The 13,339-nt window shown below is 61.1% G+C and carries 12 protein-coding genes and 1 tRNA gene; 7 read left to right on the top strand and 6 right to left on the bottom strand.

Going from position 1 to position 13,339, the window contains the following annotated elements; genetic code table 11:
- Positions 1-1,660: excinuclease ABC subunit UvrB (gene uvrB / locus BLX41_RS04785; protein ID WP_259744421.1), on the bottom strand; the 1,660-nt coding region annotated here is incomplete at its 3' end.
- Between the two features lie 337 nt (positions 1,661-1,997).
- Between uvrB and BLX41_RS04790 the strand changes: the two genes are divergently transcribed.
- Both BLX41_RS04790 and BLX41_RS04795 read left to right on the top strand, forming a co-directional pair.
- Positions 1,998-3,194, top strand: a complete 1,197-nt coding sequence (locus BLX41_RS04790; RefSeq protein ID WP_123723977.1) for an amino acid aminotransferase — start codon at positions 1,998-2,000, stop codon at positions 3,192-3,194.
- Positions 3,195-3,323: 129 nt separating this feature from the next.
- Positions 3,324-3,521 carry a hypothetical protein gene (locus tag BLX41_RS04795; RefSeq protein WP_011060362.1) on the top strand — a complete coding sequence of 66 codons (198 nt, stop codon included), beginning with the start codon at positions 3,324-3,326 and terminating at the stop codon, positions 3,519-3,521.
- 6 nt (positions 3,522-3,527) lie between these two features.
- Here BLX41_RS04795 and BLX41_RS04800 read toward each other — a convergent pair whose 3' ends face one another.
- Positions 3,528-3,761, bottom strand: a complete 234-nt coding sequence (locus tag BLX41_RS04800) for a hypothetical protein (RefSeq protein ID WP_123723978.1) — start codon at positions 3,759-3,761, stop codon at positions 3,528-3,530.
- A gap of 271 nt (positions 3,762-4,032) precedes the next feature.
- On the opposite strand from BLX41_RS04800, the gene BLX41_RS04805 reads away from it, so the two are divergent.
- From BLX41_RS04805 to BLX41_RS04815, 3 genes are all read left to right on the top strand, one after another.
- Positions 4,033-4,108, top strand: a tRNA-Asn gene (locus BLX41_RS04805).
- A 607-nt stretch (positions 4,109-4,715) separates the two neighbouring features.
- Complete coding sequence (locus BLX41_RS04810; RefSeq protein ID WP_123724048.1) at positions 4,716-5,873, top strand: MFS transporter; 1,158 nt, start codon at positions 4,716-4,718, stop codon at positions 5,871-5,873.
- A gap of 95 nt (positions 5,874-5,968) precedes the next feature.
- Complete coding sequence (locus BLX41_RS04815; protein ID WP_123723979.1) at positions 5,969-6,550, top strand: SH3 domain-containing protein; 582 nt, start codon at positions 5,969-5,971, stop codon at positions 6,548-6,550.
- A gap of 62 nt (positions 6,551-6,612) precedes the next feature.
- On the opposite strand, the gene BLX41_RS04820 is transcribed toward BLX41_RS04815, so the two are convergent.
- From BLX41_RS04820 to BLX41_RS04830, 3 genes are all read right to left on the bottom strand, one after another.
- A complete protein-coding gene (locus tag BLX41_RS04820; RefSeq protein ID WP_123723980.1) occupies positions 6,613-8,154 on the bottom strand; it encodes a nucleobase:cation symporter-2 family protein in 1,542 nt (513 codons plus the stop codon).
- A 322-nt stretch (positions 8,155-8,476) separates the two neighbouring features.
- Positions 8,477-9,298 (bottom strand): hypothetical protein, encoded by an 822-nt coding sequence (locus BLX41_RS04825; RefSeq protein WP_148059684.1) that lies wholly within the window; start codon positions 9,296-9,298, stop codon positions 8,477-8,479.
- A 118-nt stretch (positions 9,299-9,416) separates the two neighbouring features.
- Positions 9,417-10,241, bottom strand: coding sequence for an arylamine N-acetyltransferase family protein (locus BLX41_RS04830; RefSeq protein ID WP_123723982.1), 825 nt, complete (start codon positions 10,239-10,241; stop codon positions 9,417-9,419).
- 242 nt (positions 10,242-10,483) lie between these two features.
- Between BLX41_RS04830 and BLX41_RS04835 the strand changes: the two genes are divergently transcribed.
- Together BLX41_RS04835 and BLX41_RS04840 are read left to right on the top strand one after the other, a co-directional pair.
- Positions 10,484-11,068, top strand: coding sequence for a GNAT family N-acetyltransferase (locus tag BLX41_RS04835; protein ID WP_123723983.1), 585 nt, complete (start codon positions 10,484-10,486; stop codon positions 11,066-11,068).
- 29 nt (positions 11,069-11,097) lie between these two features.
- Positions 11,098-11,622 (top strand): GNAT family N-acetyltransferase, encoded by a 525-nt coding sequence (locus tag BLX41_RS04840; RefSeq protein ID WP_123723984.1) that lies wholly within the window; start codon positions 11,098-11,100, stop codon positions 11,620-11,622.
- A gap of 1 nt (position 11,623) precedes the next feature.
- Here the strand turns inward: BLX41_RS04840 and BLX41_RS04845 are convergent, their stop codons facing one another.
- Positions 11,624-13,195 carry a sensor domain-containing diguanylate cyclase gene (locus BLX41_RS04845; RefSeq protein WP_123723985.1) on the bottom strand — a complete coding sequence of 524 codons (1,572 nt, stop codon included), beginning with the start codon at positions 13,193-13,195 and terminating at the stop codon, positions 11,624-11,626.
- Between the last annotated feature and the right edge of the window lie 144 nt (positions 13,196-13,339).

Here is a 13,339-nt window from a genome sequence, read left to right on the forward strand (position 1 = left end):
GGTCGGCATAGAGGATCGCCCGGCCATTGAGGTTACGCGCGGCCCGGCCAATGGTCTGGATCAACGAACGCTCGGAGCGCAGGAAGCCTTCCTTATCAGCATCGAGAATCGCCACCAGCGACACTTCCGGCATGTCCAGGCCTTCACGCAGCAGGTTGATCCCCACCAGCACATCGAAGGTGCCCAGACGCAGATCGCGGATGATTTCCACCCGCTCCACAGTGTCGATATCCGAGTGCAGGTAGCGTACGCGCACGCCATGATCGGCCAGGTAATCCGTCAGGTCCTCAGCCATGCGTTTGGTCAGGGTGGTCACCAGCACTCGTTCTTCCACCGCCACGCGCTTGGTGATTTCCGACAGCAGGTCATCCACCTGGGTCAGGGCCGGGCGCACCTCCACCTGGGGGTCCACCAGACCGGTGGGACGCACCACTTGCTCGACCACGCGACCGGCGTGTTCGGCTTCATAGTTGCCCGGGGTGGCAGAAACGAAGATGGTCTGCGGGCTGACGCCTTCCCATTCGTCAAAACGCATCGGTCGGTTGTCCAGGGCCGATGGCAGGCGGAAACCATATTCCACCAGGGTTTCCTTGCGCGAACGGTCGCCCTTATACATGGCGCCGACCTGAGGCACGCTGACGTGGGATTCATCGATCACCAGCAGCGCATCCGCTGGCAGGTAGTCATACAAGGTGGGTGGCGCGGCACCGGCGGGACGGCCGGAGAGGTAGCGCGAGTAGTTCTCGATGCCGTTGCAGTAGCCCAGTTCGAGGATCATCTCCAGGTCGAAACGGGTGCGTTGTTCCAGACGCTGGGCTTCCACCAGCTTGTTGTTGGAGCGCAGGTATTCCAGGCGCTCCTGCAACTCCACCTTGATCCCCTCGATGGCATCCAGCAGGGTTTCCCGCGGGGTCACGTAGTGGCTCTTGGGGTAGAAGGTGAAACGCGGCAGCTTGCGGATCACTTCGCCGGTCAGGGGATCGAAAGCGCTGATGCTTTCCACCTCGTCGTCGAACAGCTCGATGCGGATCGCTTCCAGGTCGGATTCCGCCGGGTAGATGTCGATCACGTCGCCACGCACACGGAAGGTAGCGCGCGCGAAGTCCATGTCGTTACGGGTGTATTGCAGGTCCGCCAGGCGGCGCAGCAAGGCACGCTGGTCAAGCTTGTCGCCGCGGTCCACATGCAGGACCATTTTCAGGTAGGTTTCCGGACTGCCCAGGCCATAGATGCAGGACACCGTGGTCACGATGATCGCGTCCTTGCGCTCGAGCAACGCCTTGGTGGCAGACAAGCGCATCTGCTCGATATGGTCGTTGATCGAGGCGTCCTTCTCGATAAAGGTATCCGAGGACGGCACGTAGGCTTCGGGCTGGTAGTAGTCGTAGTAGGAAACGAAGTACTCCACGGCATTGTTCGGGAAGAAGGCCTTGAACTCACCGTACAACTGCGCGGCCAGGGTCTTGTTCGGCGCCAGCACCAGGGTCGGGCGCTGCACCTGGGCGATCACGTTGGCGATGCTGAAAGTCTTGCCCGAACCGGTCACACCGAGCAGGGTCTGGTGCGCCAGCCCGGCCTCGATGCCTTCGACCATCAGACGGATGGCTTCCGGCTGGTCGCCGGCAGGCTGGAAGCGGGTGACTAGCTGGAATTCGGACATAACGTACCTCTGAGATCATTCGTGCGCGGCGATACCGTACAGGAACGAGAAAGACCGCGTACGACCCATGTCGCCGAGGAAAAAACGTGAATGTGCTAGATGTGGAGCCAAATACCACGGCTTTCAAGGGAAAGGTCTGACACCTGCCTAACACCCAGGATGTTGCAATAAGACTAACGGTCGAAAAATAAAGCGAAAAACTTGCTGCAAAAGGTCAATCGGCTGTCGCCCGCCGCGATGATGGCCTCTATACTAGCTCCCCGTTTGTGCACCGCTCTAGTGCATTCGGCTGGAGCGCGACACGTCCCTCCACACTCCATTCAGAGCCGCCGTAAAAATGAGCCTGTTCTCCGCTGTCGAAATGGCACCACGCGATCCAATCCTGGGCCTCAACGAAGCATTCAACGCCGACACCCGTACCAACAAGGTCAACCTTGGGGTGGGCGTGTACTGCAACGAGGAGGGACGCATTCCACTCCTGCGCGCCGTTGTCGAAGCCGAGACGATTCGCGCCGCTCAACACGCTTCCCGCGGCTACCTGCCGATCGACGGTATCGCTGCCTACGACCAGGCGGTACAGAAGCTGCTGTTTGGCAACGACTCGCCCCTGCTGACCGCTGGCCGCGTAGTCACCACCCAGGCCGTCGGCGGCACTGGCGCACTGAAGATCGGTGCCGACTTCCTCAAGCAACTGCTGCCCAACGCTGTGGTCGCCATCAGTGATCCAAGCTGGGAAAACCACCGTGCGCTGTTCGAAACCGCCGGTTTCCCGGTGCAGAACTACCGTTATTACGACGCCGGCACCCACGATGTGAATCGTGCCGGCCTGCTGGAAGACCTCAACGCCCTGCCGGCCCAGTCGATCGTGGTGCTGCACGCCTGCTGCCACAACCCGACCGGCGTCGACCTGAGCCCGCAGGACTGGAAAAACGTCCTGGAAGTGGTCAAGGCGAAAAACCTCGTGCCATTCCTCGACATGGCCTACCAGGGCTTTGGCGACGGCATCGACGAAGACGCCGCCGCAGTGCGCCTGTTCGCCGAATCGGGCTTGACCTTCTTCGTGTCCAGCTCGTTCTCCAAGTCGTTCTCGCTGTACGGCGAACGCGTTGGCGCCCTGTCCATCGTCAGCAGCTCGAAGGAAGAAAGCGCTCGCGTGCTGTCCCAGGTCAAGCGCGTGATCCGCACCAACTACTCCAACCCGCCAACCCATGGTGCAACCATCGTTGCCGCAGTACTGAACAACCCGGAACTGCGCGCCCAGTGGGAGCAGGAACTGGCGCAAATGCGCGTGCGGATTCGCGGCATGCGCACCCAGATGGTCGACTTGCTGGCCAAAGGCGCCCCTGAGCACGACTTCAGTTTTGTCGGCCGCCAGTGCGGCATGTTCTCCTACTCCGGCCTGACCGTTGAGCAAGTGACCCGCCTGCGCAACGAATTCGGCATCTACGCCCTGGACACCGGCCGCATCTGCGTGGCCGCGCTGAACCAGAACAACATCGACGTGGTGACCAAGGCCATCCTGCAGGTGATCTGATTCACAGCCGTCGCGTAAAAAGGGGAAGCCATGGGCTTCCCCTTTTTTGTGCGCGCTCAGCTATTCCACAGTCCCGCCCCCGCATCCTCTAGACTGAGGCCACGCCTCCCCTGCCGACCGAGAACCCAGATGAAAAACGATGACCTGCGGGCCGACCGCGACGAACTGGAGCACTATCTGCCCCGCTCGCAGAAACGCGAGAAGAGCCTGGTGCTGCAAATCGCCCTCGGCGTATTCCTCGGTGGCCTGGCCCTGTGGCTGGTGCAACTGGCAGCCACATCGCTGATGGCCAAGCTGATGCTCGGCACCCTGACCTTTGGCGGCTGAACCGACTCAAGCCGCCAATTCACGCACTCGCTGACTGGCGGCATCATCAAAGGCCACGTACAACGCCTCGGCGACCTGGCTCTTGATGGCTTTGGCACTTTCCAGCCCCAGGACAAAACCTTCGGCCTTGCCTGCGGCACGGTTCAGATCCGCCGCTGTCGTTGCCTGGGCAATGGCACCCCACAACTTGTCGGCCTGAGGCCCGACGCCCTTGGGCAGGCTGATCTGCTCAATACTCATGACAGCACCCCGCATCGCGGTGCAAAAAAATGACTGGGAACCAGCGATAAATCGAAGCGCATCATAAAAGCGTACCTTTGCGGCTTGAGGCCGGCAGCGCGTGAAACCACTTCCGGGGCGCCATGGTAGCCCCTCTGTGCCACGGGTAAGTGCCAGAGGCGGAAAATTCACTGAAAGAACCCCGGCGCACCATCCAGCTCATCGCCCACCGCGAAAAAAAATCCCCACTTACACTTGACTTCCCTTTTTGAATCAGTAAGATACGGCGCATTCCGCGATAGCTCAGTTGGTAGAGCAAGTGACTGTTAATCACTGGGTCCCTGGTTCGAGTCCAGGTCGTGGAGCCATATTCCTACACTGATTTGCCTTTTCCCTAATGGGAGCACCCTGCTCTTTCGGCGAATCAGCTCAAGCAACAATCCCCCACCGATAAACCATCCGCCTGTCAGTCAGACTTGCGGATGCATCACCGTTGCTCGGCAGAAGTCCCCTCTTACCGATCCTGTTGCGTTGCCGCAAAGGCCTGACGTAGGCTGTGCGCCTCTTTATCCAAGCAGCCAGACGATGTGATGTTTCTGCCAGCACAGTCACCATGCACCTCCCCCTCGATGAGCCCCTCGGCAACCCTGGCCGTTGCCCAGCATGACTGCGCGATCAATCGTCGGCGCCGTAGCGTCCTGTTTGCCTTCACCTTCTCTCCGCACGCGGGCACTCGCTAGCCGCGATTGAGCCCGGCACCGCGCCGCCATCTTTGGCGCCGGTTACAGGAACTGGCTCGCCAGCGAAGACGTCCTGAAGAGCAACGCCCCCCTCAATGACTGCTTCGCCGGCAAGCCGGCCCCTACGCCAATGGCACATGCCCGGCCATCGCCCGTACCTCGACGCGCGTTGTTACGCAGCGTGTGCAACACCGCTATTTTTTGCCGCCTGAGCCTTCAGGCGCGAGTCTTGATCATGAACAAAGCCTTGTTAGCCGCCCTGATCCTGGGCATTTCCATTGTCGGCCTGAGCATCGGCTCCACAGTGCCGATCCTTGCCCTGCGCCTGTACCAGACCGGCGCGTCGAACAACCAGATCGGCATCATGTCAGCCCTGCCTGCGGCGGGCATGATGCTTTCGGCATTCCTGGTCAATGCCCTGTGCCAGCGCCTGACCCGGCGCCAGATCTATCTGCTGTGCTTCAGTCTCTGCGCCCTGAGCGTGGCTGCCCTGGAACTGCCCGACGCCAGCCTCTTCAGCCTGGGATTGGCCCGGGTCGCCATGGGGCTTGGGGCGGGGCTGATCATCATTCTTGGGGAAACCTGGGTCAATGAAATGGCCGAAGACGCCACCCGCGGCCGCTTGGTGGCGGTCTACACCACCTGTTTCACCTTCTTCCAACTGTTGGGCCCGGGCCTGGTGTCACTGCTGGGCACCGAGGGGCCGCTGGTACTCGCCATCGTCAGCCTCGGTTACGCAGTGGCGATCGCCGTGGTCTGGCTGACGTTGCCCCAGGAGGACACCCCCAGCCCTCATGAGGAAAGCCGGACCTTCTCGGTGCTGGGCTTTATCCGCATCGCCCCGGCACTGTGCGTGGGCATATTGTTCTTCGCCTTCTTCGACAGCGTGGTGCTGTCGCTATTTCCGGTGTACGCGGCCACTCATGGCTACAGCATCAAACTGGCAGCACTGATGGTGACCATCATTCTCCTGGGAGATACGGCGTTCCAGTTCCCCCTGGGCTGGCTCTCGGACAAGTTGGGGCGTCCGGGGATCTACCTCGGCTGCGGCATCATCGCCCTGCTGATCGGCCTGTGCCTGCCACTACTGATGGAATCCCCCGGCCTGCTCTGGCCAAGCCTGGTCATCCTCGGCGCGGCGGCGGGTGGTATCTACACCCTGGCGATCGTGCTGATCGGGCAATCCTTCAGCGGAGCGGATCTGGTGACCGCCAATGCCAGCGCCGGTCTGCTCTGGGGCATCGGCAGCCTGCTGGGACCGCTGCTCAGTGGCGCCGCCATGAGTGGCGGCAGTTATGGCTTGCCCCTGACCCTGTCGACAGCCGCCGCAGTGGTGGTGGTATTTGCTCTGTCCCTGGTGCGCCAGGGGCAGTTCAGCAAGGCCACGGAGTAAGCCAGGCATCTCGAAGTGGCGGCCTGGAAAAATTCACAGGCCACCACTTTGTCTTTACCATCGCGCCATCCGAATCCCCTGATGGAAACTCTGCGATGGACCGACCTCTGCGCCTCCTGTCCCTGTGCGGGCTGTTGTCTGTGTTACCCCTGCCGGCCCTGGCCGCCTCCACGGTGGATTGCGCCACCCTGAGCGACAACGCCTCCCTGGAAGCCGGCGAATACAGGCCGCCCCTGGAAGCCAAGGTCATAGGCGAAGGACGGCTGCACTTTCACAGCGCACCGAATGCCGCCTGCGTGAACCATAAGCTCTATGTAATTGCCGGCGACGGCCTGACCCTCTACGCCTCCACCGACAGTGGCTGGGCCCAAGTCATGTACATCGCCAAAAACGGCGAGGACTACAGTGGCTGGGTCGAGGAAAAACGCCTGCAACTGGGCGGTCACTACGGCGGCCCACAGCTGCCGGCCGAGGTCACGGCCTTCATCCAGCGACACGAAGATTGCCAGCACTTTGCCGGCGAGGAAGCGTATGACGAGGAGCGCCGGGCCGAACTGGAGAAAGCCGTCAATGACGTCTGCGTCGGCCATGATCGCCAGCTCGCAACCTTGCGCGAGCAGTACAAGGACAACCCCGAGATCCTGCAAGCCCTGGAACCCCTGGAGAACCTCGAATAATCACTCTTCCATAAAAAACGGCGCCTTGAAGGCGCCGTTTCTTTATGTCGCAATGATTGCATTCAGTGCGTGGTTTGCGCACTGCCTCGAGCATGGCCAGGTGCCGAGCCGCCTCCCGGCGGATTCGAAGACTGCCCCGAAACCTCCGCCACCATCGGCACTTCATTGCCTTGGGCATCGTGCAGCTTGCCACCGCTGAAGTAGTCACCCTCACGCAGTACGGCAATGTCCTGGAAGCGCAGGCTACGCTCGGTGCCGGCGACGAACACCGACTGCTGATCCGAGTTGCCCGCAGTGAAATGGTTGAACGCCAGGTTCAGCAGGATCGCCATGATCGCCGACGAGCTGATGCCCGAATGGAAGATCGTCGCGAACCAGTTGGGGAAGTGATCGTAGAAGCTCGGCGCAGCGATCGGGATCATGCCGAAGCCGATGGAGGTAGCGACGATGATCAAGTTCATGTTGTTGCGGTAGTCGACCTTGGACAAGGTGCGAATGCCACTGGCCGCCACGGTACCAAACAGCACGATACCCGCACCGCCCAGCACCGAGGTGGGCACTGCCGCGATCACCCGCCCCATGAAGGGCAGCAGGCCGAGGATCACCAGAAACACGCCGCCGGTAGCCACCACAAAGCGGCTCTTGATCCCGGTGACCGCCACCAGCCCGACGTTCTGGGCAAAGGCACTCTGAGTGAAGGAGCCAAAAATCGGCGCGATCATGCTCGACAGCATGTCGGCACGCAGGCCGTCGCCCAGGCGCTTGGAGTCGACCTTGGTGTGGATGATCTCACCTACCGCCAGGATGTCCGCCGAGGTTTCCACCAGGGTCACCATGACCACGATGCACATCGACAGGATCGCCGCGACATGGAAGGTCGGCATGCCGAAGTGGAACGGCGTGGGCAGGCCGAACATCGGCCCCTGAGTGACGCTGGAAAAATCCGCCATGCCCAGGAACACCGCGATCACCGTACCGATGATCATGGCCAGGAGAATCGATAGCCGGGAAATCGCCGCGCTGCCGATCTTGCTCAACAGCAGCACCAGCACCAGGGTGAGAGCCGCCAGACCGATGTTCGACATGCTGCCGAAATCCGCCGCGCGGCTGTTGCCGCCCATGGCCCAGCGTGCCGCCACGGGCATCAGCGTCAAGCCGATGGTGGTGATGACAATACCGGTGACCAACGGGGGAAAGAACTTGGTAATGCGAGAGAAGACCGGCGTAATCAGCAAGCCGATCAGCGAAGCGGCAATCACCGCCCCCAGAATTGACTGGAAGCCACCCTCGCCAGAGCTGGTGACAATCGCCACCATGGTCGATACGCCCGCAAAGGACACCCCTTGAACCAATGGCAGCTTGCAGCCGAAAAACGGCACGCCGAGAGTTTGCAGCAAGGTTGCCAGCCCCCCTGCGAACAACGAAGCGGCGATCAGCAGGCCGATCTCCGCCGGCGACAGACCGGCCGCCTGGCCGACGATCAGTGGCACCGCAACGATACCGCCATACATGGTCAGAACGTGTTGCAGGCCATAGGCCATATTCGCGGCAATACCCAAATTTTCATCTTCGGGACGTTGCTGTGAAACCTGGGGCGTATTCATGGTGTGGGGTTCCCTGTTTTTGTTATGCGCACACTGTATGCAACAACAAAGACAACTGTCCATAGGATTGTATACAGTTTATCGATCAACCTTCGGGCACTTCCGCCCTGCCGATTCACCGATAAAAAGCCCTGCGGCGGCTAGGTGGATCACCCTTTTTTCCGCCTCAAGGGCCGCCCCAGAGCCACCAACCCACATCGGACCGGCAGAGCCTGTGTAGCAACCCGACGTCCCCAGGCCCAGCCACACTTGCTCAGATACCACGCAAAAAAAAGGCCGATCCACTCACTGGATCGACCCTTGCTGCACACAAAAAGACCAATCAGTTGCCCGGCACGCGGATCTTGTACACATTGGGTGCGATACGAATCCACTGATCGCTGACCAGCGGATAGACCCGGGTCCGCGCCGACAAACGCAGCAACTGCGAGTTGATAGTGGCCAGGGTCTTCACATTGCCGTCACGCTGATAACTCAGCATGTTGTCGCGCACATTGATGATGGTGTTCCAGGTGTCCTTGTTATTGATGATGTACTGGGCATTGGTTTCGAATTGCTCACCCGGATCATCATTGCGACCGTTCGGACCGAGAAACAGGTTCCAGGGCATCCAGGTGTAGAAGCCATGGAAGGTATCCCAACCCAGGGGCCGCGGCGGCACACCCGCATTGGCCCGCACCACGCCCCGACCGATCTCCTCGAGCAAAGTCTTGGCCTGGTCATAGTCCGCCGCCACCGGCGGGGTGACGTTGACCCGATTGTCCTGGCCATAGCTGAGGAAACGCCCGCCAAAACCGTCCCAGAAGCCCTTCAGTTCCTTCAAGTGCCCACGCTGCACCACGGACATGTAGAAATCCCGCAGTTGGTTATAGGCAATGATGTGGTGTCGGCTCACCGGCACCGTGAACGCCGGCCCGACCCCGGAAGTCTTGAGATCGGCGCTGTAGTTGTCGGACGGTGGATAGGGCGACCCGGCCCGGGCGTCCATGCTCAGGTTGTAGTTGCCGTCGGGGTTGGGGACCGCGAAGCTGCTGGTGGAACACAGGCTGAGCACTGCCAGCAGCGCGGCGAACAGCCCCTGCTTGAAACGCCTCAGCGGTGTTGCGGTACTGCCGGACACAGTGGATCGATGTATTTTTTGCATGATTCTCTCCATAGAAAATTGCCGGTTTGCCGGTGGATTCTATGGAGCACCAACCTGGGAATTTAATCGGGAAGCACTTCCGTATTGGGCTCCCGCCTCCCGATACGGCAGCTTGTGATCAGGTCTCCAGCAAGCGATCGAGCACTCGCGACAGCTCGGGGTGCTCCGGCAGACGCAAGGCAAATTCGTCCCGCAACAACTGCATCAGTTCCTCCGCATCGGTGATCTGCCGCCGCTCGCTGGGCAGCCCCATGCGATGCAAGGCGTAGCTGCCGTTATTCAGGGTTCGACGCACCCCCGGCCCGATCAGCGCCACCTTCAACTGACCGAGGAAAGGCGAATCCCGATGAGTCGAGACGTACCAGTTGCCCATTTCGTAGTCCACATCGCCCTGTATTTGCAGGTCGAAGACGTACATGGCCCGCCACTCATCCGTGACTTTGGCGCGCAGGGTGTAGCTGCCGTCTCGCTCAGTAATGCGATAGGGCTCGTGGGGCGTCGCCTGCTCCGCTTCGGTATCCAGCAGCAAGGGCGCAGTGGGTACCATGCCGCCGAAGCCGACATCGGCGATATAGCGCTGCCCGTCCAGGTGCACCAGCGTCAACCTGTGACTGCGCGCGGTGAGCGCATCTTCCGGCCCCCCCATGACCACCCGCCCGGTGATGCCTCGGGCCTCATAGCCCAGATGCAGCAACAGCACCAGGAACGTCTGATTGAGCTCATAGCAATAGCCGCCGCGCCCCTCCTGGAGAATCTTGCGTTCCACCGTGCCCAGGTCGATGGGCACCGGCAGCCGCAGCAAGGTGGAAAGGCTCTCGAAGGCAAACTCGCAGACATGCCGCCATTGCAGCTCCCGCAGGGTTTCCAGGGTCGGCGGCGGCGCGCTGTGGTAACCCAGTCGGCGCAAATAGAGGTCAACGTTCATCAGGTGCGGCTGGCTCATGCACAAATCCTTGAAATGAGTGTCGCGCAGGGCTCCGGAGATTCTTGTGCCGATCCATTTGTCCGGCACCGGCCCCTGCCAGGTCGAGGATATGTATAAGCCAGAAACGAGGCACTCCAACAATCGATTCGGCTGATATTTTTTATTGCATTGGCCCCGGATTGGCTCTTGCCAAGGGCTGGCGGTGCTTCTGTAATAGCCAGCGCCCTGCCCCCTTCGGCCCACCTGGAGAGCTACACGCCATGCAACCACTGGAAGGCCCGCGGATCATTCTGCGTCCGCTGCAAGCCAGCGATGCCGACGCACTGGTCAATGCCGCACAGGACGGTGAACTGTGGAACCTGCCCTTCACCGTGGTGCCCTCTCCCGGCACCATCGATCATTACCTGGAGGTGGCGCTCAAGGGGCGCGAGGCCGGCAGCGTGCAACCCTTCGTCACACAGCTCAAGTCCACAGGCGAAGTCATAGGCTGTACCCGCTTCTGGAAGATCGACCCGAACAACCGCAAGCTGGAAATCGGCAGTACCTGGATTGCCAGGCGCTGGCAGCGCAGCTTCGTCAATACCGAGGCCAAGTACCTGATGCTGCGCCACGCGTTCGAAGACATGGCCTGCGTGCGGGTGCAGTTCACCACCGACGAGATCAACCATAAATCCCGTGCTGCGATCCTGCGGCTCGGCGCGCAACAGGAAGGCATAGTGCGTCACGAGCGCATCATGCCCGATGGCCGCAAGCGAAACTCCGTACGGTTCAGCATCATCGACGATGAGTGGCCCGCCGTACGCCAGCATCTGCAACACCTGCTCGGCCAATCCTGGCCGCGCTGATTATCGGCAGTACCTACAAGGATGCAGTCATGCCTACCAGCTTCTCCTTGCGTCAAGGCCGCCATGAGGATGCCCTGTGCATCAGCGGCCTCGCCACCCAGGTCTTCCTCGACACCTATGCCACTGACGGCATGCGTGCCGATCTGGCCGAGGAAGCCTTGAGCGTCTACGCACCTCAGCAGTTTCAACAGCGCCTGGCGGAGCCTCACAGAACCCTGCTGCTGGCAGAGCGCAATGGGCACTTGCTGGGCTTCGTGGAAATCGCCGCCAGCACCCGGGCGCCCCAGGCACATCTGGCTCAGGGTATGGAGTTGGTGCGTTTGTATGTACAGCGTCACGCCCATCGACAAGGCGTCGGCCAGGCACTGCTGCGACAGGCCGAAAACCTCGCCCAGGCGCGAGGGGCGCCCTGCCTGTGGCTCACCGCCTGGTCGGAAAATCATTCGGCACAGGCCTTCTACCGGGCCCGGGGATATGACGCCATAGGCACCACCACCTATGAGTTTGGTGGCAATACCTACGCCAATCAGATCTTCTGCAAAGCCTGGCAATGACTCAACGATCGGAGCGCTGCAGCAACTCCTCGGCGCTCTCCGCAGCCAGGGCCATCACCCGGTTGCGCCCCGTGGCCTTGGCCTGATACAGCGCGGCGTCCGCCCGCTCAATGAACACTTCGATACTGTCGCGCCCCGCAGGGACGAAGGAGTAGCAGCCCAGGCTGATGGTCACGCGCCCCACTGGAGAACCGGTGTGGCTGATGTTGCGCTCCATGACGCTCTGGCGAATCTGCTCGGCCATGGCCAGGGCACCGTGGATATCGGTATCGGGCAGTAGCACCGCGAACTCTTCCCCGCCATAACGCACGGCCAGGTCGGTCTTGCGTTGACAGCAGCCCTTCAGGGACTGGGCCACTTGCGCCAGACAATGGTCGCCGGCCACATGGCCGTAGGTATCGTTGTAACGCTTGAAGTAATCGATGTCGGCCATGATCAGGCTCAGCGGTGTGCTCTGGCGCGCCCCGCGACCGAACTCGATCTCCAGGGAACGCTCGAACAGCCGCCGATTGCCCAAACCGGTCAGGCTGTCATGGGTGGCAATCACCTCCAACGCCTCCTGGGCCTTGCGCAGGTCGGTTTCGATCCGCTCGTTGTTGCGCACCTGGCTCACGAACACCCAGCCGAACAGCCCCACTCCCAGCAGCACCAGAGCGACGATGGCCGTGGATTGATAGGCCGAGGCGTACCAGCCCTTGAGAATCGAATCCTTGGAGTTTGCCGCCGCCACCACCAGCGGATACGCCTGCAACTGGCGATAGCCATACAAGCGTGTCACTCCATCCACGATCGAGGTGATCATGGCGTTGCCGGAGGTGGCCTCGGGCAGGTACTTGCTGAAGATCTCGCCACGGGACAGGGAGGCGCCCACCTGCCGCTCCTCGAACGGCCGCCGGGCAATCAGGGTGCCATCGGACAGGGCAAGAAACATCGTGCCCTGCTCATCGATATTGAAGCTTTTGAAGAATTGATCGAAATAAGCCAGCTTGATGCCGGCCATCAGCACGCCCTGGAAGTTGCCGTTCTGGTCATTGATCCGCCGCGAAATGGGAATGATCCACTCGCCGTTGGCGCGACTGCGAATCGCCGGACTGATATGGGCCTGAAGCGAGGCGTTCTGCTGGTGAAACCTGAAGTAGTCACGATCCGCCACGTCCTTGCCGTGAGGCGAATCGTTAAAGGAACTGACCACCCACTGGCCTTGCTTGTCATAAAGAAACACCCCACTGAGCTGCACCAGGGCCTGTACCCGCCGGGCAAAGATCTGTTGCAGGCGCAGCCGCTGCCGGGGCCCCTCGCCGATGGTCTGGATCCACTCGGAAAGACTCATCAGCACCAGGTCGGCTTCCATGAAGGTGTCCTCCGCCTGCTGGGCAATGGCCCGAGTCAGGTTGGTGGAGTTGACCTCTGCCTGCGCCAGGTCATGGCGCCAGGACTGCTCCAGCTGGAGGTAGAGCAAACCGCACAGGCACAGGAACACCGTGGCGATGAAGGCCACCGCAGCCTTGAGCAGCGGCAAGCGTTTCAGGGTACCGCCCGGGGTGTGTTGAGAATCGTAAATGGGGACAGGCAAAAGGATCGTCCTGACGGGAAAGGCCTGGGTTACACGGCAGATCCCTGATTGTTTTCGAGACCGGTCCAATGACCAGCATCCTGTAAAGCATCGGTTCCATGGCGTTCAAGCCCGGGCCGGGGGTCGCTCACAACCGCATCCGAT

Origin of the sequence: Pseudomonas protegens, assembly GCF_003732485.1 — a bacterium.
Classification (GTDB): Bacteria; Pseudomonadota; Gammaproteobacteria; order Pseudomonadales; family Pseudomonadaceae; genus Aquipseudomonas; species Aquipseudomonas protegens_B.